The sequence below is a fragment of the Thalassospira sp. ER-Se-21-Dark genome, from assembly GCF_017922435.1.
Taxonomy (GTDB): domain Bacteria; phylum Pseudomonadota; class Alphaproteobacteria; order Rhodospirillales; family Thalassospiraceae; genus Thalassospira.
Genome location: NZ_VDEZ01000005.1, coordinates 263,692 through 285,091 on the forward strand (window position 1 = coordinate 263,692; position 21,400 = coordinate 285,091).

A 21,400-nucleotide genomic window follows, 5' to 3' on the forward strand; every position below is an offset into this window, starting at 1 on the left:
CCCGCCCGCACGCCGAATTTATGCACCTAGCGTGCACAAGAAACATCAGGAATAGGTATTTGATGCGATTGTTTATGACGTCTCTTCGCAGCACGGTTGCGGTTTGTGCCTTGGTGACTCTGGCCGGGTGCCAGACGGTGGGTTTAAACAACGCACAGACAAAGCTAGGCAATCAGTTTGTTGTTAATTCCGGGGTCGAAGCGGATGCTGTTTCGGAACTGGTGCACGCAAGTAATCTGGCCCTCGAAGCCCAAGAAATGGATGAAGCATCCCGCTTGATCAATCTGGCCTTGAAGCTTGATGTTACCAATCCGGATTTGCAGTTTCTCAATGGCTTGACCTACCACCTGATGGGGGTGCAGGGTGACGCCAGCAAGTTTGATCTGGCAGAGCAAGGCTACAAACAGGCGCTTAAATTCGATCCGGGCAACCTGTCGGCCAGTTACCAGTTGGGCCTTTTGTATATGGACCAACGGCGCTATGGCCTTGCACAGGCCTATTTTGCCGCGGTCGCCCTTCATCGCGGTGATGACCCGGCAGTACTGTATAGTCTGGCTTCGGCGTCATACTACGCGCGTGATCCCCTAACGGCGGAAGCCGCATTAAAACGTTTGATGGATGTCGCACCCGAGGCCAAACAACAGCCCGAAGTGCTCAAAGCTGCGGCATTGTCTTTGGCGGCAATGGATGACCGAACAGGCGCATCGGCATTTTTGGCAGCCTATCGCAAGGCGGTTCTGGGACCGGAAAACATCGAATATCTCGAACGTCGCGTTCAAGGGTGGCAGTCGTTTTATGACAGTGACGCCAAGGTCATGCTGGCGCAGTATGGAAATGATCCCTATGGCAGCAGTGATCCTTATGGCTCGGCAAATCCATACGGTTCCCAAGATCCTTACGGTTCCAGCAATCCTTACGGCGCAGCCGCAGCCCCAGATCCCTATGCCGCTCAGCAGCAGGCCCCGTATGGTGCGGCAAGCCCTGCACAACAGGGCTTTGCAGATACCGGCATGGTGGTCGTGGATGTGGTGCTGATCGGCACACAGGAAGATGTCCGTAATTCGCGTGGCATCAACCTGTTGAACGGGTTGCAGTTGCAGTTTGGCGACCCGCTCAGCGGAACGTCCGGATTTGGCTATGAGTCCACACGGACCAAGGATTATCTGAACACCGGGCTGGAACAAAGTACGCAAACAATTACCCGGGCCATCAGTATTCCTGCGGTGACGTACTCGCTCAATATTGCCAACTCTGCCGATGCCGACAATCAGGTTCTGGCCAAACCAAGTTTGGTGGCCCAGACCGGGCAAACGTCGGAATTCTTCTCGGGGACTGAAATTCTGGCTGCTGCCGTTTCCGGCGGCAACGGCGACAGCGTTTCGGTGCAAAAAGAGGTTGGCGTCAAACTGGCTGTCACGCCGGAAATACTGCCAGACGACATGATCCGTTTGCACGTGGTTGCAGAACGTACCTTCCTGACCGACCCGTCCAATTCGGTTGTGTTTGAATTCCGCCTCGACACCACCAAAACCAATGTCAATTCGACCGTCACCATGAAGTTTGGCGAGACGCTTGTTTTGGGTGGCCTCAGTGAGCGCGAAACATCCAAATCAGCCGATGGTGTACCGGGCCTGATGGATATACCGATTGTCAATTTGTTGTTCTCACAGCGCATTGAACGCCAGTTTGAACGATCTGTATTGATCCTGATGACGCCACGCCGTCCGCTTTATGCCCGTCGGGCTCAGGAAGACCGTGACACCATGATCGAAGAAATGTCGGATCTTGAACGGGACATTGAACGCTTGGAAAACCGTCACAAGGATTGGTTTACGCCGCGCGCAACCTTTAGCGAAGTCATTGAAAAGCTTCAGGGGCGCGAATTCTTCGAAGAGTTCAGGAATGGAGATGTGAAAATTCAGTCTTGGCAGAACGACGAGAACGGCCAGCAGCATATCGCGATGGTGCGTGACCGGTTGCTTGGTCTATAGCTTTTTTGTATTCGGAGACTGCGATGCGAAGTCGTCCAATGACACCGCTCATCATGCGGTTCTGTCTGGTTTTGTACTGTTTTGCCTTTACGACAGTTCATCCGGTCCCCGGCGCACACGCGCAAGACAGCGCCCCATCATCAAACTGGACCCGTTTGCCCGGCACGGCTGTTGACATCTCGATCAACGGTGACGGGCAGGCCTATGCCGTTGCCCCGGATGGTACGCCGTGGCGCTGGGACGCGATAGAACAGCGTTGGCGCAAAATGTCGGGCAATTTTGTGCGCATTTCCGCAGCCGAGGGAAATCGCCCGTGGGCAATCAGCGCCGACGGCGTGGTCTATCGCTATAACGGGCTGTGGTGGGAAAACAAGGACACCGACGTTGCCGATGTTGCCGCCGATACGCTTGGCAATGTCTTTATTGCCAAAGTCAGTGGCGAAATCAAAAAATGGTATCCGTTGCGCAGCGAATGGCGGCCGATCGACGGCAGTGCGTATCGCATTGCACTCGACAGTACGGGAAATCCATGGGCGGTGGCCCGCGATGGCGGCATTCGGTCCTATGACGGAAAGACCTGGACCAGTATGCCCGGTCGTGCCCTCGACATTGCCATTGCCGGTAACGATAGGGTTGTAATTGTTGATGCCGAAGGTCAGATCAGGACCTGGAATGCAACACAACGCAGTTGGCGTATTGTCGCCGGTATCAGTGGTGCGACAGCCACCGCCGCCACACCCGATGGCGGGCCGTGGGCGGTTGTCGCCGGTGGTGCCATCATGGCAACGACATTGCTGGTTGCACCGGAAAAAATCAAAACTGAAGAAGGCCGGGCACCGGAAATTCGCGCGCCCGATGCCGTTGCCCCTGTTGATAGTGCGCCTGCGGCAATTGCCCCGGATGTTACAGCCCCGCCCCTGCCCCCAGCAGCAGCTGTTGCACCACCCGCAGCAGAAGCAGCACCGTCAACGGCGCCAGTCGCGGTAGCAACTGGCGCAACCGCGTCACCTGTTACACCGACTGCAGGTGCAACTGCGCAAGGCACCAGCCGAACCGTGGCCCCGTCAACCGGGGACGATCCTGGTCTTGATCCGACGACGGTAACGACGACCGAAGACATTACCTTTACCAACACCCGCGAGAATGCCACGGCTTTGGCAATCGGTCGGGATGGAAGTGTGTTTGCTTTGAACGCGGCCGGAAGTGTTTTCCGCTGGTCCAACAGCCGCAAACGGTTTGAAGATTTTCCGGGAACACTGGTGCGTTTGGCCGTTGATGCAAATGGCGACCCTTGGGGCATTTCCACCTTGGGCCGGGTATTCCGTCATACCGGAAAATTGTGGAAGCAAATCCCCGGAGCAACCGGTTCAGACATTGCGATTGGCGGGGACGGATCGGTTGTCATTGCCGATGCCAGCGGCAATCTATCCAAACTTAATGACGCCATGACACGGTTTGATCGCATTCCCGGTCAGGGCATCTTGGTTGCAGTCGACCCGGATGGAACGCCTTGGACAATTCGTTCTGACAACCTTGTCCAGCGATGCGAACAATCACCGTGCGAGGTTTTATCGCAAAAGGCCAAAAGCATCTCGATCGGTCCGGATGGCAGCCTCTATGTCGTTTCCGCCAATCAATTCCTGATGCGTTTGACTGCGGATGGCAAAACCTTTGAAGTCGTTCAAACGCCGGGTCATAGCCCGGAAAGTGTTGCGGTCGGCCCCAATGGCTTTCCCTGGGTTGTTACAACTGACACTGTTGTGCTTGCATCAAAGTTCTTTGAGCGTGACGAACAGAATGATCGTCTTGTTGCGGCCTCAACCGTCGGGGATACCACCGGCAGTGGCGATACCGCGGCTGTTGTGGATGTTACATCCCCAAGCGCGTTTACTTTTTCAAAAAACATAACTTTTGAAACATTCACCGCGGACCTCAATACAATTGATGAAATTGCCGTCGGACAAGATGATGGTTTCTACCTGTATGGAACCCCCTTAAATCAGGGAGCAAACCAGTTCCAGAAGTTCAACACCAAGACCAAGAAGCTCGAACAAGTCTCTCTGTCCTTTAACCAGGATGTCGAGAAGTTTGATGTTGCGACTGATGGCAGCATCTGGACAAACGGAAACAGTTCGAACTCGATCTATAAGCTGTCATCAACGGGCACGATCCAGCGGACCTATTCTGTAACGTCGGGCAACATCCAAAATATATCGATTGGTCCGGATGGCACGGTTTATGTCGTCATCAGCGGCAAGCTTTATCACCTTAAATCCGGAACCAATGCCTTTGCCAAATTCAGCAATGATGACGTACGCAAGGTGGCTATTGGACGTGCAGGTGATTTGTGGATCGCGGACGACAATAACATTGTCCAGCAATACACGGGGACACGGTTTGAAAAACGCCCTTTGGGTCAAAGTGTAACTGTCGAAGATATAGGTGCCGGGACGGATGGCAGTGTCTATGTCACCCTGTACGAAAACAATGCGTACGTCTTGAAAAAATGGAATGCAACAAACGGTTCGTTTGACAAGGTTAACAACGTAACTGCCAACAGGGTGGATGTGCTGTCAGATGGCCGTCCCTGGATCACGAATACCAGTTCCGGCACTGACGTTAAACGCGCCAAGGATTAGGTTTCATTCGCTGCGCATTCATCACGAAGTGAAATGAAAAACGCCCTGACCATTCATTTGGCTCAGGGCGTTTTGCCAGATCGTCCAGATCGTATTTTGTCAGGTCTCTGGCGTCAGGAAGCAGCCTTGCGGACAAAATTGCCACGCTGGTAATCGTCAAACGCCTGCATCAGTTCCTGCTTGCTGCTCATGACAAACGGGCCATAGCGCACGACCTCTTCGTGGATCGGACGTGCGGCAATTACCAGCATGCGGCCACCATCGGCACCGCCTTTAAGGGTCACACCATCACCGTCTTTCAAGATCGCCAGATGATGGGTCGGGACATCTTTGCCGCCAACAACCGCATCGCCGATAAAGACATACACCACTGCGGTATGACCTTCGGGCAGCGGGACAGTGATTTCCGCACCGGCATCAAGTTTGGCATCAACAAAGACCGGGTCGGTCGAAATCCCGTTGATCGGGCCGGTTGCCCCATGCATCGACCCTGCCAGCAAGCGCAGCTGCGCCCCATCCACCGGGGAAATTTCCGGCAGTTCATCGGGCTCCATATTCTGGTAGCGCGGGTCGATCATCTTGTCCTTGGCCGGCAGATTGATCCAAAGCTGGAAACCCTGCAAAAGACCGTTTTCCTGTTCTGGCGTTTCGGAATGCACAATCCCGCTACCAGCGGTCATCCACTGTCCACCGCCCGAACGCAAAATGCCCTCGTTGCCCATGCTGTCCTGATGGCGCATCGCCCCTTCGACCATATAGGTCACAGTTTCAAAGCCGCGATGGGGATGTTCCGGGAAGCCTGCGATATATTCGTCCGGGTTATCGGTCGAAAGTGAATCAAGCATCAGGAACGGGTCAAGCATATCAAGCTGTGGCGTCCCAATGGACCGTCGCAGCGACACGCCCGCACCATCAGACGTATCCATCGCGCGCAAGACACGTTCAACACCGCGTGCGTTTTTCACAGACTCAGACATTTCAAAACTCCTCTGCCTGTCGGCATTCCTGCCAGACACCATTTCATACCCCGCATGGTCGCACAAAACTGTCGCCAAACAAGGCCCAATCAGGCACCTGATTGTTTATCAAATCGCAACAAAAAAGGCAGCGCAGGAACCCTGCACTGCCTTGATCAGATCAGACGACTTGAAAATCAGACTGCAAGTTTGGCGGCAAGTTCTGCCACGTGCTTGCCCTGGAATTTGGCGATATCAAGTTCGTTCTGGGAGGGTGTACGTGAACCATCGGCACCCGCAAGCGTGCCGGCACCATAAGGTGAACCGCCAGTGATCTCGTCCATATTGGTCAGGCCAGCACAGCTATAAGGCACACCGACAATCACCATGCCCTGATGAAGCAAGGTGGTATGGGTCGAGGTGATGGTGGTTTCATGACCACCATGCTGGGTGCCGGTCGAGGTAAAGACAGAACCGACCTTGCCGATCAATTTGCCTTCGGCCCAAAGACCACCGGTCTGGTCAAGGAAGGTACGCATCTGGCCTGGCATGTTGCCAAAGCGGGTCGGCACACCAAAGATGATCGCGTCATATTCCGGAAGATCGGAAACCTCGGCAACCGGGGCAGCCTGATCAAGCTTGGCACCTGCGCCCTTCGCGACGTCTTCGGGCATGGTTTCAGGAACACGTTTGACATCAACATGCGTCCCGGAAACACCGCGTGCGCCCTCGGCAACGGCGTTGGCCATGGTTTCGATATGACCATACATCGAATAATAAAGTACCAGTACTTTCGCCACGTCATCCTCCTTGGTTGAATTTCGTCGGCTTGCATAGTGACTTAAGAATACACCCCTGATAACGGCCAGCTTGGAAACAGTCTGTTCGTTATCGGATGCGAACCCGATCAGGCATCGGGATTAAGCATCGGGATTCCGGGCCAGATACTGCACGACCTGATCAGGGAAATCGGTGAAAATGCCATCAATTCCGGCATCATCAAAAATGGCCTTAAGCGCGATCTGCATATCCCCCGCCCATTTCGGCAACTGATCGGCCCGCAGGGTATAGGGATGAACCTTCAATTGCGCGCGCTGGGCGGCAATCAGGGTTGACGTCATGATCGCCGTGCCGTTTTCGCTGAGGCCTTCAATAACTTGCGGCAACCATGGCCCGATACCGTCAACGACACTGGCCATGTCGGTGATGCCGTCGTCAGATTTCAGATAATCGTAATCGGTTCCCTCTGGCGCGCCCCAGCGGTTTTCACCGATAAGCTGCACCAGCTTGCCCTGATAGTTAAGCTCTTGACGGATACGCTTGGTTTCAGACCAGTCAAAGCACTGCACAAAGGCATTTGAGTCCGGGTTATTATATCCCCACTTCTCCATCACCGCGATCACGGTTTTGGCGATGTCCTGGCCTTCCGCACGATGAAACGCCGGGTCCTTGATTTCCGGATAGATGCCAACATTGCGCCCGCTGGAGTGGTTCAGTCCGCGGATCAGTTTAATTTCTTCTTCAAGGGTCGGTATCTTGAAGATGGCAAACTCAGCCGGAAAGCGATCTGCATAGACCTGTTTGCCGGTATCGGCCTTGAACCGTTCGGTCACATTAAGTGTCTTGAGTTCGGCAAGGGTGAAATCAATCGCGTAGTACCGCCCGTCTTCACGTTTACGATCCGGGAATTTTTCCGCAACGTCGGTGGTGGTATCAATACGGATATCGTGGAGTACGACCGGAACGCCGTCCTTGGACAGAACAACATCCTGTTCGATGAAATCCGCCCCCATGCCATAGGCCAACGCCTTGGCCGGCAGAGTATGTTCAGGCAAATACCCCGACGCCCCGCGATGGGCAATCACCACCATTTCCTGATCAAGTGCCTGCGCATCAGCCGAATTGATCGCGCCTGTAACAGGCATTAACGAGACGGCCACAAGTCCGCCAATCGCCAGTATTGTCGACTTGATCATTTTGCGTATCAGCATCCCGGGTTTCCTTATCCAGTGTCCTTTTATGATCAAGGACTATAGGCGCGGATTGGCAGCACAAAAACGCGTCACCGCGTCTTGGGTGCAATCTTCATGAAACTGTTACAGCAAAGAACGCGGGCCTAGCGGTTAAGTTCCCCGGTCATGCGATCAAGCCCGTCAAGGGTCAGCGGAAACATCCGTCCTTCCATCAGCTTGTGCATGATCTGGATGGATTGATGGTGCCGCCACCAGTTTTCCGGTTGCGGATTGATCCATGCGGCATGTTCAAAATGATCCAGCAATCGCTGCATCCAAACGGCTCCGGCCTCGGCATTCCAGTATTCCACCGCGCCGCCAGGATAAGTGATTTCATAGGGGCTCATGGTGGCATCGCCGACAATCACCAGCTTGTAATCGGCGCCATAGGTATTGATCACATCCCAGGTCGAAACCTGTTCGTTCCAGCGCCGCGCATTATCTTTCCAAAGCCCTTCATAGGGGCAATTGTGGAAGTAATAATATTCAAGATGCTTGAACTCGGTTTTGACGGCTGAAAACAGTTCTTCACAGACCTTGATGTGATCATCCATTGACCCACCAACGTCAAACAGCATCAAGACCTTGACCGCGTTGTGGCGTTCCGGGCGCATCTGGACGTCAAGCCAGCCTTGGCGTGCGGTTGATGTGATGGTGCCCGGCAGATCAAGCTCGTCTGCCGCCCCGGTCCGCGCCCATTTGCGCAAACGCCGCAAGGCCACCTTGATGTTGCGCGTGCCAATTTCGACACTGTCATCCAGGTTCTTGAATTCGCGCTTGTCCCAAACCTTGACCGCGCGACGATGGCGGGATTTATCCTGCCCGATCCGGACCCCTTCTGGGTTATAGCCATAAGCGCCAAACGGCGATGTCCCGGCCGTCCCGATCCATTTGTTACCGCCCTGATGGCGGCCCTTTTGTTCCTCCAGACGCTGTTTAAGCGTCTCCATCAGTTTTTCCCAACCGCCAAGCGCCTCGATCTCGGCCTTTTCTTCCTCGGTCAGGAATTTCTCGGCTAGCTTTTTCAGCCACTCTTCAGGGATTTCAGTCTTCTCGACTTCGTCCATGCCGTCAGTCAGGTCGATCACGCCCTTGAAATGTTCGGAAAACACGCGGTCGAACTTATCAAGGTGGCGTTCATCCTTCACCAGCGCAGACCGCGCCAGATAATAGAAATCCTCGACCGAATAGCCCGCCAGTCCCTTTTCCACCGCCTCAAGCAATGTCAGGTATTCGCGCAAACTGACCGGCACGCGCGCATCTTTCAGCTTATAGAAAAAGCCGGTGAACATCAGACCCGCCCCAATCCAACTGTGTGATCCGCCGCTGCGGATAAAACCTTTACGGCATCTGATTGATTTCCATACAACCGAATAGTGGACAAATGCGCATCGTTCGGGCACTTTCCGCGCGCAATTACCGGGCGGCCTTGCCCTGGTGCAACAACAAAAAACATGCGAGCAGATTTTTGATAACTGATTTTCTTTATGGCTTTGTAATCGTTGCCATCATTACCCGCTTTGTCACACTGGGTATTTCCAAACGCAACGAAGCCCGCCTGCGGGCAGCCGGTGCGACCGAACATGACACCGCAACGACCAAGCTTCTGACCATTGCCCATATCGGCTTTTACCTTGCCTGCTTTGCCGAAGGCTTCTATCGCGCGGCTCCCATTGATACCGTGACCTATGTCGGGATCGGCCTGTGGGCATTTTCGATTGTCATGCTGTTTGGCGTGATCGCAACCTTGCGCGATCTGTGGACGATCAAGCTGTATATCGCCCCGCATCACGAGATCCGCACCAGCATCCTTTACAAAATCTGCAAACATCCCAATTACTTCCTGAACATCGCCCCTGAAATGCTGGGCTTTGGCCTTGCCCTTCAGGCGTGGGGCACGCTGATCGTCGGTCTGCCGATCTATGCCGCCATCCTGTGGCGGCGTATCCGGGCTGAGGAAACCGCCATGAAGGCAACCTTCCCCACTTACTAATCCGCCACTAGCGCCCTTCGCGCCGTGCCATGAAGGCCAGACGCTCAAACAGATGCACGTCCTGCTCGTTCTTAAGCAGCGCCCCATGCATCGGGGGCACGGCGGTTTTGGCATCCTTGGCACGCAGGGCCTCGGGCGGCAGGTCTTCGGCCATCAAAAGCTTCAACCAATCCAGAAGTTCAGAGGTTGATGGCTTTTTCTTGAGCCCCGAGACGTCGCGCATGTCATAGAAAAGATTGAGTGCCTCAGCCACCAGACGTTTCTGGATGCCGGGGTAATGCACCTCGATGATTTCGGCCATGGTGTCCGCATCCGGGAAGCGGATGTAATGGAAGAAACAACGCCGCAGGAACGCGTCTGGCAGTTCCTTTTCATTGTTTGAGGTGATGATCACAATCGGGCGGTTGGTCGCTTTGACCATCTGCTGGGTCTCGTATACAAAGAACTCCATGCGATCGAGTTCCTGAAGCAGGTCATTGGGGAACTCGATATCGGCCTTGTCGATCTCGTCAATCAGAAGGACGGGCGCTTCGCCGTCGGCTTCAAACGCCTCCCACAGCTTGCCCTTGACGATGTAATTGCCGATGTCATGGACGCGCTCGTCGCCCAGCTGACTGTCGCGCAGGCGCGATACCGCGTCATATTCATAAAGGCCCTGCTGGGCGCGCGTTGTGGATTTGATTGACCAGGTAATCAGCTTCTTGCCAAGCGACTTGGCAATTTCCTCGGCCAGCACCGTCTTGCCGGTGCCCGGTTCGCCTTTGACCAGAAGCGGTCGCTGCAACGTGATCGCGGCATTGACCGCCACCATCAAGTCTTCGGTCGCGACGTAATTTTCCGTACCCTGAAACTTCATTTTTGCCCTGCAACACAAGTTGACGTTTGCGTTAACCTAGGGCGTCCAACTGATTTGAGCAAGGGCCCAAACACCGCACAGTCTATGCGCTGTTGCGCTTGAGCGCCTGCGCAGGACTTTCGCCATACCAGTCGCGATAGGACCGTGAAAAGTTGCTGACATGGTTAAAGCCAACCGCTGCTGCGATCTGTTTGACGGTGAAATCACGCGATGCCAGCAATTCCCGGGCGCGCTCCATCCGCCTGGAGCGGATAAAGTCCGCACAGCTTTTGCCCGTCTCGTACTTGAACAGGCCGTTAAGGCGGCTTTCCGTCATGCCACCCGCATCTGCCAACTGCGCAACCGAGACCGCGGCCGCCAGATCGCGAGTGATTTTGGCCATCGTATCTTCGATCACCGTCTTTTCAAGAACGCTTGGTTCCGGCGTCTTTTCGCCATCGTGATGCAGCAGACAATAGGCATCAATCATCTCGGCCAGAAACAGGGTTGATAAACCTTCCAGCTTGAACTTGCGTCCAACGCCGGTCGCTTGGGCGGAGAACATCGCACTGACGATGCTTCTCATCTTGTTGTTAAGCCCAAGCGCCCTGACTTCAGTCACGCTTTGATCATCGGACAGATAGGGATCAAGTGCTGCTGGCAGATCATCCCCAAACTTGGCACGCAGCGCATCAAGTTCAATGGTAACGCCCGCATGGCGGATCACTTGTCCACCGGGCAGAAAATAGCGCGTCCCGGGCCGGTCGACGCGCATCATCAAACCGATCTCGGGCGACATGGTGTGTTTGCTGCCATCTGGGCAATCAAAATCAAGGGCGCCGAGAATATTGACAGATCCTGCGAGCCAGCCCGGCGGCAAAGCGTTTTGAACATCAAATCTGGAATCGTCGCGGACATTTAATTCCGCGCGGTGCAAACAGATGCCGTTGCCGAAATCGATCCGTTCCAGACGCCCGGTCACACCGGGCAATTCAAACAGGTCACCATCGGCAAGCCTGAGCTCGCCGATACCGCCTGCGCTGTCCCGATCCGAAAACATGTCAAACGCGTCATCCGCGCCCTGACCGGTCTCCTGCATACTCTGCCCGTTCCACTATTTTTGCCTGACTGTCGATGCGATCATCCGCCGACGCAATCAACAGCATTTTGTCTCTGATATCATGGAATCAACGGGTTGTCTGTGACAGTGCGCACCTCAAGTCGAACTTCGCATGGGTGTCCAAGCGCCTTGTTTGACGAATGATCGGGTGATCTGGACGTTGTTTTCTGAGCCAGACTTGTAAGCTTCAGGCAGCATCACAAGACATCAGCAATGCCAGCGGGGCATTCTGTCTTGCCACGCTGGCCTTCAGGCCGTCGACATCCATCTCTTCGTCCTTGACGAACTCGATGAACATCATGTTCACGTTGTTAAAGATAAGCTCGCCTGTGGCATCGCAATCGACATCCTTACGGACGATACCGCGATCCTGCAAGGCGCGAACCAGATCGCAGACCTGTTTGGACAAACGATGATCAAGGGCGGTATAGCGCTTGGAAAACGGCGTTTCGGGCTGTGCAATCGACAGCGACATCGCCGTGCGCCACATTTCCTTGGACAGATATGTCAGGGAGTGGTCGAAATATTTCCCGATCAGTTCGGACAAGGCCGTTGCGAAATCTCCATGTTCGCGCGCAATGATGGCGTCCCCCGCTGCCAGCACTTCCTCGACTTCCATCGAGACGGTGGCCATCAGCATATCGCCCTTGTTTTTGAAGTAGTTATAGAACGTCCCGACAGACACGCCGGCCATTTCGGCGATGTCTTCGATGCGCGCACTGTCATAACCGACCTTGCGAAACAGGGTTGTCGCCGCCTCCAGAATACGGCGGTTTTTATCGGCTTTCTTTTGGGCGCGCAGTCCTGACATCATCACTCCGGAAAACTGAACAGGTTCAAAAATTACATTGACTCAAAAAATGAACGCGTTCAATATTTTTTCAACGGTGCCGAAACGAGCACCGAAGAAGCCAATTCAAGGGAGGCCTCAAATATGAAATCAGGGAGAGCCTATGTCTCGTCACGTTTCCACGGGGAAGACCCGCAACAAGTTTCTGAGCACCACTGCGACCTTTATTCTGGGCGCGGTTGCCATGTCGCACAGCGCACAAGCGACCGAAGAATTGAATGCGCTTGTCTGGTGCGATCATACCGATCCGGCCTTGATTGAGCCGTTCGAGGAAAAATACGACGTCAAAGTCAATCTCAAGGAGTACGAAGGTACGGGTGCCGGTCTTTCGATCATTGAACAATCCCGTCCGGGTGACTGGGATGTGTTTGTGATTGATGGGGTGGATGTCCATCGCGCGGTCGAAATGGGCGTTCTGGCCGAAATCCCGGCCGATGCCCTGCCGACATCCGATATCTTCCCCGAAGTCGTGATGGCCGAAAACAATGTGGTGGATGGCAAAACCTATGCCGTCACCGAGAAGTTCGGCTACAACACCATTTCGTTCGACAAGACCAAGGTGGATCCCAAGGACATGGAAGACATGTCGGTGATCTGGTCGGACAAATATGCTGGCCGCATCGCGGTTTATGATTATTACCTACCGGTGATAGGCCTTATTGGCCTGGGTCTTGGCATTGATACGGCTGATCTTGGCGCGGACGACATGCCCGCCATCAAGGAAAAGCTGTTTGCGATGAAAAAGGTCTCCAAACAGGTAGGTGAGGTTGTCTCATCGCAAACGGCTCTGGCCACAGGTGAAGTCGATATCCTTGTTGGCGGTGGTGAATGGATCACGGCGGTTCTTTCCGAAGAAAAACCGAACCTTGACTGGATCATCCCCAAACAGGGTGGCCTGCGCTGGGCCCAGTCAATCGGGGTGATGAAGGATTCTGAAAAGCCTGATCTTGCGCTTAAATTCGTTCAATACATCATGAGCCCCGAAGGCCAGGCGCGCCTTGCGACCTCGTCTTGTTATTGGGGTATGCCAGCCAACGCCAAGGCTGGCGAGAACCTGACCGATGCCCAGAAAGCGGCCCTTCGCTGGGACGATCAGGACGGCTACCTCAAAAACTCGCAGCTTTACCCGATCCCGGATGCCGATCTCGATGCCGAGATGCAGGATGCCTGGGTCGAGATGCTCCAGCAGTAAGCAATCCCTTGTCTACTGCCACCGGCCGATGTCCCGCTTTTTGCGGGGCATCGGTGCCAAACTTGCGGTAAGCTGACCCGAACGGCGCCCACCATCCCAAGCGAGTTACAAGCAACCATCCCACCCATCCAAGCGGGCTGGTTTGCGAAAAGGATACCGTTATGGCCACTGCCAGCCTTGAAACACGCGAAAATCGCCGCGCATGGGGCTTTGTGACCCCGGCCCTGCTGTGGACCGTCGCGTTTTTCGTTATTCCCTTTATCGTCATGGCCGCGATCAGCTTGGCGACCCGCAAGGGGCGCGAAATCGTCATGGCCTGGAATTTCGACAATTACATCGAATTCTTTGAAAAGGCCCATTTGCTTAAGGGACTTTTTGTCTCGCTTGAAATCACCTTCACGGTCACGATCATTTCCGTGATCCTTGCCTATCCTCTGGCCTGGATCATTACCGAACGCGTGCCGCAAAAATGGCAACGCATGGCGCTGATCATGGCGATCCTGCCATTCTGGACAAGCTATGTGGTGCGGTCCTATTCCTGGCTGCTGGTATTGGCACAAAACGGGGTGATCAATAACACTCTGGTCTATTTGGGGGTAATTTCCGAACCGCTCGAACTGGCCAGCACGCGAAGTGCTACCGTCATCGGGTTTGTGCATTTCTTTGTCATGCTCTTGACGCTCACGATCTATGCCAATCTGGTGCAGATGCCACCGAACTGTCGACGCGCTGCGGCCGATCTTGGCGCAAACGGGTTTCAGGTGTTCTGGCATGTGGTGTTACCGCTCACATTGCCGGGCATTATGGTCGGTGCGTTCCTGACCTTTGTGCTGTGTATTGGCGATTACATCACACCACAGATCCTGGGCGGCAACAACGAGCTCGCCCTGCCGCAAGTCATCATGCTCCAACTCGGGCGCCGGGCTGATTTTCCGATGGCTTCCACCCTTTCGATCATTCTGATGGTGGTGGTGACACTGGCCTACATTGCCTGTGCCCGCTGGCTTAAGATGGAGAGAACGTAAAATGATCTCTTCACGCTTTTCCAAGCTCCTGTCCTGGTCTTATCTGGCAGCACTTTATGGCTTCATCTTTTTGCCCGTGGCCGTGCTTGTGCTGTTTTCATTTCAGGATGGCCGTCTGCCGGTTCCACCCTTTAACGGCGCGACCCTTAAATGGTATGGCGAGGTGTTTTCTGACAGTCGCCTGATGTCGGCCCTGACCAACTCCCTGATGGTTGCCATCGGCTCGGCCACGGTTGCCTGTGTGCTTGGTTTCTGTGCGGCTTACGGGTTGGCGCGATTTGTCCTGCCGGCATCACGCTTGCAACGCGGCCTTCTGATTGCACCGATGACGGTCAGTTACCTGATCATTGCGTTGGGTTTGCTCACGACCTTTAACTGGCTGGGTGTTTCGCTGTCGCTCTGGACGGTCGGGATCGGGCATGTGGTGATCAATCTGCCGCTGTGCTTTGCGATTATTTATGCCTCCATGGGGGACCATCAGAAAAATATCGAACGGGCCGCCCGCGATCTGGGTGCCGCCGAATGGCAGGTGATGACGCAGGTCTCCGCCCCGATGTTGATGCCATCGATCCTGGCGGCCTTTTTCCTGTCGGTGACGTTTAGCTGGGATGAATTCATCATCGCATTTTTGCTATCGCGCTTTGACGTCACCCTGCCGGTTGAAATCTGGAGCATGTTGCGTTCGGGCCTGAACCCGAAAACCAACGCGGTCGGAAGTGTTGTCTTCCTAGTCTCGGTTGCGCTGCTGCTTATTCTTGAATTGATTGTCTTTAGAAGGACGGCAAAGAAATGACCGCCCCTGTATCCATCCGAAACGCCACCAAGATCTTTGGCGACTTTACTGCCCTGGACGATGTCAGCCTTGAAATCGCGGCCGGCGAGTTCATCGTTCTTCTTGGCCCGTCGGGCTGTGGCAAAACCACCCTGCTGTCGCTTCTGGGCGGTTTCCTGTCGCCCACCAGTGGCACGATTGAAATCAATGGCAAGGATATGGGTGATGTTGCGCCCGCCAAACGCCCGACCACCACGATGTTTCAGGACTATGCCCTTTTCCCGCATATGAGCCTGCGCGACAACGTCGCCTTTGGCCTTAAGATGCGCAACGTCGGCAAGGCCGAACGTCACGCCAAGGCCGAAGAACTGCTTGATATGGTCGGGCTAAAAACATCGGCCAACAAGAAACCGCACGAACTTTCGGGCGGGCAGCGTCAACGCGTCGCCCTTGCCCGTGCGCTTGCAGTTGAACCGGATGTTCTGTTGCTTGATGAACCGTTGGGTGCGCTTGACCTCAAACTCCGTCGTCAGATGCAGGACGAGCTTAAAGCCATCCAAAAACGCGTTGGCACCACCTTTGTCCACGTCACCCACGATCAGGAAGAGGCCATGGCGATTGCCGATCGGATCGTGGTGATGAATGCTGGCAGGATCGAAGATGTCGGAAGCCCGGAAAGCATATACATGCAGCCCAAAACACTGTTCTCGGCAAGCTTCATGGGCGAGGTCAATTTCATCCCCGGCACGCTCGAAAGTACGCGCGAAAACGCGCTCACCATCAAGACGCCGCTCGGCACTGTTGAGCTTCCGGCGTTTGACCATGCCGGCTTTACGCCCGATGCGCCCGTGACCCTTGCCATCCGCCCGGAACATTTCCGTGCCAGCACCGGAACTGGCCCGCGCATCACGCTCGGCAAAGCCAAGGTCGAAGATGGATCGTTCTTTGGCACCCATCATCGCGCCCATCTAAGCCCGCTTGATTACCCCAACATGACGATCACCGCCCACATGCCGCAATCGGCCATCATCGAACCGGGGGCATGGGTCGAACTGACCCTTGATCCGACCTCGGTGGTGGTCTTGCATGGTCATCCGCCCCGCCCCACACCAGAAAGTGCTTCCCTATGACGATCAACCGCGCCAAACCCGAAGACTGGTATAGCCTGAAAACCGTCGGCGATGACGTGACCTATATCGGCGAACCGTTTATCGAGGAATTTTACCGTTGCAACATCTGGCATGTGCGCGGGCGTGATGGCGACATGCTGGTCGATAGTGGCATGGGCGTTGTATCGCTTACAGAATGGGTACCGCTTGTCACCGAACGCGGCGTTCAGGCGGTTGCCAGCCACACCCATTTTGATCATGTCGGCTGCCACCACGAATTTGAAAACCGGGTGTGTCATCGGTGTGAAGCCGATCTTCTGGCCGCGCCCACGCGTAAAAACACGCTTGCCGATCCCTATGTGACCGACGAGATTTTTACGAAACTCCCGCCGCTTCCCTATGCCTCGACCACTTACGCCGTCAAGGCCGCACCGGCAACCCGCATTGTCGAGGACGGCGATGTGATTGATCTGGGCGACCGCCATTTCGAGGTCATCCACACACCGGGCCATTCGCCGGGCGGTATTGCGCTTTGGGAAAAGGCCACCGGCATCCTTTTTTCAGGCGACATTGTTTATGATGGACCTTTGATCGAAGACACTTATCATGCAAATGCAGCTGACTATGTCCGATCGATGGAACGGCTTTATGATTTGCCGGTCCGGGTCGTGCATGGCGGACATTTCGCCAGTTACGGGGCCGAACGCCACCGGGAAATCATAAAGAACTGGCTGAGGGAACGAACCTGAAACCGCGCCACCGGCGCCAACGGCGTCACCAGTGCGAGGGATAATGCGCTGGCCCGAACCACACACTTGATCAGGAAGGCTTCCTATGGATAACGCAGGCAAATTTTACATCAACGGCAAATGGGTTGATCCGATTTCCTCGGAAAAGATGGACGTGATCAATCCGGCCACCGAAGAAGTCATCACCCAAATCACCCTGGCCAGCGAAGAAGACGTCGACCTTGCCGTCGCCGCGGCCAAGCGCGCCTTTGAAAGTTACAGCCAGACGACCGCCGAACAGCGTCTTGGCTGGCTTGAAAACCTGCTTGCGATCTATAAGCGCCGCTATGGTGAAGTTGCCGATACCATCACCATGGAACTCGGCGCGCCGACCACCATGTCGCACGAACAGCAGGCCGCAGCCGGCACGGCACATCTCGAAGATTTCATTGTTGCGCTGAAAAAGCTCAAGACCGAGGAAACCCTTTATAATGGCGAGCTTTTGTTGCGCGAACCCATCGGGGTTTGTGGCCTGATCACCCCGTGGAACTGGCCGATCAACCAGATCGTGCTCAAGGTCATCCCGGCCCTTGCGACCGGCTGCACCTGTGTGTTGAAGCCATCCGAATTCACCCCGCTTAATGCTATGCTTTATGCCGAAATGATCCACGAGGCGGGCTTCCCGGCCGGGGCCTTTAACATGGTGCAGGGGGCGGGTCCGGTCGCCGGTGCGACCCTTTCGCGTCATCCCGATATCACCATGATGTCCTTTACCGGATCGACCCGTGCGGGCAAGGCAATCACCAAGGATGCGTCGGAAAACATCAAACGCGTGACCTTGGAACTCGGTGGCAAGTCACCCAACATCGTGTTTGACGATGTTGATATCGAAGACCGCATTGCCTGGAGTGTGAATGCCGTTTTCAACAACTCCGGCCAGACCTGCGATGCACCGACCCGTATGCTGGTGCAACGCTCAATCTATGACGACGCAGTCAAGGTTGCCAAACGCGTTGGCGAACAGGCATCCGTCGGCGATCCGACCAAGGAAGGCAGCCATATCGGCCCGCTGGTCAGCCACATCCAGTTTGACCGGGTCCAAACGCTTATTCAGGCTGGTATTGACGAAGGTGCCACCCTTCTTGTTGGCGGCGCAGGCAAGCCTGATGACACCAACGAGGGCTACTTTGTCAAACCGACCATCTTTGCCGATGTGAACAACAATATGCGCATCGCACGCGAGGAAATCTTTGGCCCGGTGGTCTCGATGATCCCGTTTGACACCGAAGAAGAAGCCATCGAGATCGCCAATGACACGCCATACGGTTTGGCTGCCTATATCCAGACCCCGGATGCCAAAAAAGCAGACCGCGTTGCCCGCAAACTGCGTGCTGGCATGGTGTTGCTCAATGGCTCGTCGCCGATGGCGGGCAGTCCGTTTGGCGGCTACAAACAATCGGGCAATGGCCGCGAAGGTGGCTTGTTTGGCCTTGAAGACTTCATGGAAATCAAGATGATCCATAAGCTTTAAGCCGAGCATATCATGATCACACAAAGGCCCCGGCACATTCCGGGGCCTTTGTTTTTTTGGCGCTCACAACGGCAACAGGTCCGGCGTCATGAATTCGTTATGACATAGGCCTGGTAATGATCGGTTTGGGCATTATAATCCCATCGTTAATCGATAAATTCAGCGGTCCGGTCAACGGATTGCGATTGGATTGGGAGACCTCCTATGAATGCAATGTCCTTTTCTGACATGGGGCTTGCCGCCTTGAAGCAGCGACAGTATGACGCTGCAATCAACATGCTGCGCCAGGCACTTGGCGAAGATATGAATAATCTGGATGCCCGTTTCGGGCTGGCGCGTGCGCTTCATGAAAAAGGTTCGATCATCGAAGCAATCGGTGAGTATCGCACGGTGCTGCAATCTGATGGGGGTCATGAAGACTGCCTGCATCACATTGCACGCGCATTGCTTGAAAACGGTGACGCACGTAGCGCACTCAACCACATTGATATCGTGCTGCGCGCCAAACCGACCGATCCGGAAATGCTGACCTTGCGTGGGCAGGCACTGATCGCGCTTGAACGCTATGACGCCGCCCTTTCGGCCCTGCAAACCGCCGCCCACCACTGTCCGGGATCAGAAAGCATCCACCGGCTGATCGCCACATGCCACCGCGCCAACGGGGATTTTGAAGGCGAACGGCGTGCGGTTGAACAGCTACTTCGGATCAATCCGTCCTCGCTTGCTGCATCAAACGATTTGGGTGTGATCAATCTGCGCGAAGGCCATTTGATTGCAGCCTTTGAGGCGTTTGAACAAATCCTGTCTCAGGATTCCAACCATCCGCAGGCAACGCTTAATCGCGCCATCGCCCTGACCGTTATGGGCGGGATGGATCATGACGCGATCTGGAACCGGGTGATGGAAGTCTGTGACGAGATCAATGGTCTTAACGATATCCGGGCGGCTGCCGATCAACTGGCAAAGCTGCCCGACACTGCGCGCAAGGGCACGCCCGAGGCAGAAGCCCTGATCGGCAAAGCAGCCATCGAACAAGTCGACATCTGATACGTTTGCCCTGCCTTTCTGTGCGCGTTTCCTCATTGCTTGCGCATTTTGAAATCCCCCTTGCCGACGGCAAAACAGATCAGGCGGGAACTGCATGCGCTGATCGGCGTTTAATCATATGATGTTCATGCGTTTTCCCCCGATCCGGGTCACGCGACACTCTTTGACCCGAAAGGGGTTTTTGCATCATGGTTCAACGCCTGATCCGCGTTTGGGAATTTCTGACCTATAGCCTGTGGGTATCGCCTTTGCTTTTTGCACTGGGCGGTGCGGCCTTTGCGGTCGGCATTATGGCAAGCCCCCAGGATATATTGCGTGACATGTTTCCCAGCCTGTTGCCCGGGTTCAATGAAATCCAGGCGGTGCGCGGCTTGCTGGAAACCCTGTTGGCTACGCTGGTCACCCTGACGACCTTTGCCCTGTCGATCACGATGGTGGTCCTGACCCTTGCCGCCGGGTCACTTGGACCGCGCATGATCCGCAACTTCATGGGCGATAACAAAACCCAGAACGCGCTGGGCACTTTTGTTGGCAGCATCCTGTTTTTGATCACCTCCCTTATGCTGATGGGTGAAAAACCGGATTCTGCCCCGGTGCCGCATCTGGCTGTGACGGTAGGCATCGCGCTGTTTGTCATCAGCGTTTTTGTCCTGATCCTGTTTGTCCACCACCTTGGCCGGTCGATCGTTGCCGACGAGGTCATTCAGCGTGTTGGCAAGAACCTTGAAGAAACCATTCAATCGGCCAGCAACACCCTGACCGATCCGATCAAGGCCGCCGAAAAGGCACAGGCCACGCTGCCCGATCCACAAGATATCCCATACGATCAGGCCATTTGCGTTGCGTCTTCGGGATATGTGCAGGGCGTCGACTATGAAAAAATCTGTGAAATCGCCAAACGGACGGATACGCGTATTGTTCTTGTGATCCGCGCCGGACAGCATGTGCTGATCGGTGATATCGTCGGACACATCGCCCCCTTGAAGGATGACGTCTTCAAACAGGCACAAGACAATATCGAACAGTGCCATGTCGATATTCTTGAGGCGATCATGATTGGATCGCACCGCACGGCCATGCTCGATGTCGAATTTGCCCTGCGCCAACTGGTCGAAGTCGCCCTGAGGGCCCTGTCACCGGGCATCAACGATCCGTTCACAGCTATTGCCGCGATCTATCGTCTGGGGGACGCTCTTCCACATGCCATGCAGTTCCGCTATCCGGTCGGCATCTGGCGCGATGATGACGATCAAGTTCGCCTGCATGCGCTGATGTCCGATTTTGGCGGCATGCTGGGGGCAGCCTATGACCAGATCCGCCAGTCTGCGACGGCAAAGCCGGATGTGTTGCTGCCGATGACTGAAATCCTTGAAAGCCTGATGCGACTGGCAGAGACCGATCATCAACGCGAAGTGCTGCGCACCCACGCCCGCATGATCGCCAATGCCGCGGAGCGCGACATCCCCGAAGAAAACGACCGTAAAACCGTCGTTCGTGCCGCCACGCGGGTTTTGCATCATCAGAAACCGGTCAAAAATTCTGCGTCCGAAGACGACGCATAACAAACACACGCGGCACCAACCGATATCATCAGACAAAA

18 protein-coding genes are annotated in these 21,400 nt (G+C 55.0%); 11 read left to right on the forward strand and 7 right to left on the reverse strand.

Annotated features, from left to right (window positions below):
* Positions 1-74 precede the first annotated feature (74 nt).
* Complete coding sequence (locus tag FHI25_RS18065) at positions 75-1,991, forward strand: hypothetical protein (protein WP_210520182.1); 1,917 nt, start codon at positions 75-77, stop codon at positions 1,989-1,991.
* Between the two features lie 23 nt (positions 1,992-2,014).
* Positions 2,015-4,630 (forward strand): tectonin domain-containing protein, encoded by a 2,616-nt coding sequence (locus tag FHI25_RS18070; protein WP_210520184.1) that lies wholly within the window; start codon positions 2,015-2,017, stop codon positions 4,628-4,630.
* 113 nt (positions 4,631-4,743) lie between these two features.
* Here the strand turns inward: FHI25_RS18070 and FHI25_RS18075 are convergent, their stop codons facing one another.
* From FHI25_RS18075 to FHI25_RS18090, 4 genes are all read right to left on the reverse strand, one after another.
* On the reverse strand, positions 4,744-5,607 hold the full coding sequence (locus tag FHI25_RS18075; protein ID WP_210520186.1) for a pirin family protein: 864 nt from the start codon (positions 5,605-5,607) through the stop codon (positions 4,744-4,746).
* A 176-nt stretch (positions 5,608-5,783) separates the two neighbouring features.
* Positions 5,784-6,386 carry an NAD(P)H:quinone oxidoreductase gene (gene wrbA / locus FHI25_RS18080; RefSeq protein WP_210520188.1) on the reverse strand — a complete coding sequence of 201 codons (603 nt, stop codon included), beginning with the start codon at positions 6,384-6,386 and terminating at the stop codon, positions 5,784-5,786.
* A 120-nt stretch (positions 6,387-6,506) separates the two neighbouring features.
* A complete protein-coding gene (glpQ, locus tag FHI25_RS18085) occupies positions 6,507-7,577 on the reverse strand; it encodes a glycerophosphodiester phosphodiesterase (protein ID WP_210520190.1) in 1,071 nt (356 codons plus the stop codon).
* Positions 7,578-7,702: 125 nt separating this feature from the next.
* Positions 7,703-8,890 (reverse strand): VWA domain-containing protein, encoded by a 1,188-nt coding sequence (locus FHI25_RS18090; RefSeq protein WP_210520192.1) that lies wholly within the window; start codon positions 8,888-8,890, stop codon positions 7,703-7,705.
* Between the two features lie 176 nt (positions 8,891-9,066).
* Between FHI25_RS18090 and FHI25_RS18095 the strand changes: the two genes are divergently transcribed.
* On the forward strand, positions 9,067-9,591 hold the full coding sequence (locus tag FHI25_RS18095; protein ID WP_210520194.1) for an isoprenylcysteine carboxylmethyltransferase family protein: 525 nt from the start codon (positions 9,067-9,069) through the stop codon (positions 9,589-9,591).
* A 7-nt stretch (positions 9,592-9,598) separates the two neighbouring features.
* On the opposite strand, the gene FHI25_RS18100 is transcribed toward FHI25_RS18095, so the two are convergent.
* The 3 genes from FHI25_RS18100 to FHI25_RS18110 form a co-directional block, all read right to left on the reverse strand.
* Positions 9,599-10,447 (reverse strand): MoxR family ATPase, encoded by an 849-nt coding sequence (locus FHI25_RS18100; RefSeq protein WP_008890344.1) that lies wholly within the window; start codon positions 10,445-10,447, stop codon positions 9,599-9,601.
* Positions 10,448-10,529: 82 nt separating this feature from the next.
* Complete coding sequence (locus FHI25_RS18105) at positions 10,530-11,525, reverse strand: AraC family transcriptional regulator (protein ID WP_210520196.1); 996 nt, start codon at positions 11,523-11,525, stop codon at positions 10,530-10,532.
* Between the two features lie 208 nt (positions 11,526-11,733).
* Positions 11,734-12,357, reverse strand: a complete 624-nt coding sequence (locus FHI25_RS18110; protein WP_210520198.1) for a TetR/AcrR family transcriptional regulator — start codon at positions 12,355-12,357, stop codon at positions 11,734-11,736.
* A gap of 142 nt (positions 12,358-12,499) precedes the next feature.
* Between FHI25_RS18110 and FHI25_RS18115 the strand changes: the two genes are divergently transcribed.
* The 8 genes from FHI25_RS18115 to FHI25_RS18150 all read left to right on the forward strand — a co-directional run bounded on the left by FHI25_RS18115 (position 12,500) and on the right by FHI25_RS18150 (position 21,362).
* A complete protein-coding gene (locus tag FHI25_RS18115; protein WP_210520200.1) occupies positions 12,500-13,588 on the forward strand; it encodes an extracellular solute-binding protein in 1,089 nt (362 codons plus the stop codon).
* A 161-nt stretch (positions 13,589-13,749) separates the two neighbouring features.
* The gene (locus FHI25_RS18120) at positions 13,750-14,613 is read left to right on the forward strand and encodes an ABC transporter permease (protein ID WP_210520202.1); all 864 of its coding nucleotides are present in this window, start codon (positions 13,750-13,752) and stop codon (positions 14,611-14,613) included.
* A gap of 1 nt (position 14,614) precedes the next feature.
* Entirely contained in the window at positions 14,615-15,406 is a 792-nt protein-coding gene (locus FHI25_RS18125; RefSeq protein ID WP_062955517.1) for an ABC transporter permease, read from the forward strand.
* Positions 15,403-16,515 (forward strand): ABC transporter ATP-binding protein, encoded by a 1,113-nt coding sequence (locus FHI25_RS20820; RefSeq protein ID WP_210520204.1) that lies wholly within the window; start codon positions 15,403-15,405, stop codon positions 16,513-16,515. The genes FHI25_RS18125 and FHI25_RS20820 overlap by 4 nt, the downstream gene beginning before the upstream one ends.
* Entirely contained in the window at positions 16,512-17,243 is a 732-nt protein-coding gene (locus FHI25_RS18135) for an MBL fold metallo-hydrolase (RefSeq protein WP_210520206.1), read from the forward strand. The genes FHI25_RS20820 and FHI25_RS18135 overlap by 4 nt, the downstream gene beginning before the upstream one ends.
* 85 nt (positions 17,244-17,328) lie before the next feature.
* On the forward strand, positions 17,329-18,753 hold the full coding sequence (locus FHI25_RS18140; RefSeq protein ID WP_210520208.1) for an aldehyde dehydrogenase family protein: 1,425 nt from the start codon (positions 17,329-17,331) through the stop codon (positions 18,751-18,753).
* A 204-nt stretch (positions 18,754-18,957) separates the two neighbouring features.
* Complete coding sequence (locus tag FHI25_RS18145; protein WP_210520210.1) at positions 18,958-19,800, forward strand: tetratricopeptide repeat protein; 843 nt, start codon at positions 18,958-18,960, stop codon at positions 19,798-19,800.
* 188 nt (positions 19,801-19,988) lie between these two features.
* On the forward strand, positions 19,989-21,362 hold the full coding sequence (locus tag FHI25_RS18150; RefSeq protein ID WP_210520212.1) for a DUF2254 domain-containing protein: 1,374 nt from the start codon (positions 19,989-19,991) through the stop codon (positions 21,360-21,362).
* Positions 21,363-21,400: the final 38 nt, after the last annotated feature.

What these genes read in the sequence shown, in the direction of transcription:
- FHI25_RS18065 (WP_210520182.1), top strand. Translation starts at nt 75, where the DNA reads ATGACGTCTCTTCGCAGCACGGTTGCGGTTTGTGCCTTGGTGACTCTG.
- FHI25_RS18070 (WP_210520184.1), top strand. Translation starts at nt 2,015, where the DNA reads ATGCGAAGTCGTCCAATGACACCGCTCATCATGCGGTTCTGTCTGGTT.
- FHI25_RS18075 (WP_210520186.1), bottom strand. Translation starts at nt 5,607, where the DNA reads ATGTCTGAGTCTGTGAAAAACGCACGCGGTGTTGAACGTGTCTTGCGC.
- glpQ (WP_210520190.1), bottom strand. Translation starts at nt 7,577, where the DNA reads ATGCTGATACGCAAAATGATCAAGTCGACAATACTGGCGATTGGCGGA.
- FHI25_RS18090 (WP_210520192.1), bottom strand. Translation starts at nt 8,890, where the DNA reads ATGTTCACCGGCTTTTTCTATAAGCTGAAAGATGCGCGCGTGCCGGTC.
- FHI25_RS18100 (WP_008890344.1), bottom strand. Translation starts at nt 10,447, where the DNA reads ATGAAGTTTCAGGGTACGGAAAATTACGTCGCGACCGAAGACTTGATG.
- FHI25_RS18105 (WP_210520196.1), bottom strand. Translation starts at nt 11,525, where the DNA reads ATGCAGGAGACCGGTCAGGGCGCGGATGACGCGTTTGACATGTTTTCG.
- FHI25_RS18110 (WP_210520198.1), bottom strand. Translation starts at nt 12,357, where the DNA reads ATGTCAGGACTGCGCGCCCAAAAGAAAGCCGATAAAAACCGCCGTATT.
- FHI25_RS18115 (WP_210520200.1), top strand. Translation starts at nt 12,500, where the DNA reads ATGTCTCGTCACGTTTCCACGGGGAAGACCCGCAACAAGTTTCTGAGC.
- FHI25_RS18120 (WP_210520202.1), top strand. Translation starts at nt 13,750, where the DNA reads ATGGCCACTGCCAGCCTTGAAACACGCGAAAATCGCCGCGCATGGGGC.
- FHI25_RS18125 (WP_062955517.1), top strand. Translation starts at nt 14,615, where the DNA reads ATGATCTCTTCACGCTTTTCCAAGCTCCTGTCCTGGTCTTATCTGGCA.
- FHI25_RS20820 (WP_210520204.1), top strand. Translation starts at nt 15,403, where the DNA reads ATGACCGCCCCTGTATCCATCCGAAACGCCACCAAGATCTTTGGCGAC.
- FHI25_RS18135 (WP_210520206.1), top strand. Translation starts at nt 16,512, where the DNA reads ATGACGATCAACCGCGCCAAACCCGAAGACTGGTATAGCCTGAAAACC.
- FHI25_RS18140 (WP_210520208.1), top strand. Translation starts at nt 17,329, where the DNA reads ATGGATAACGCAGGCAAATTTTACATCAACGGCAAATGGGTTGATCCG.
- FHI25_RS18145 (WP_210520210.1), top strand. Translation starts at nt 18,958, where the DNA reads ATGAATGCAATGTCCTTTTCTGACATGGGGCTTGCCGCCTTGAAGCAG.
- FHI25_RS18150 (WP_210520212.1), top strand. Translation starts at nt 19,989, where the DNA reads ATGGTTCAACGCCTGATCCGCGTTTGGGAATTTCTGACCTATAGCCTG.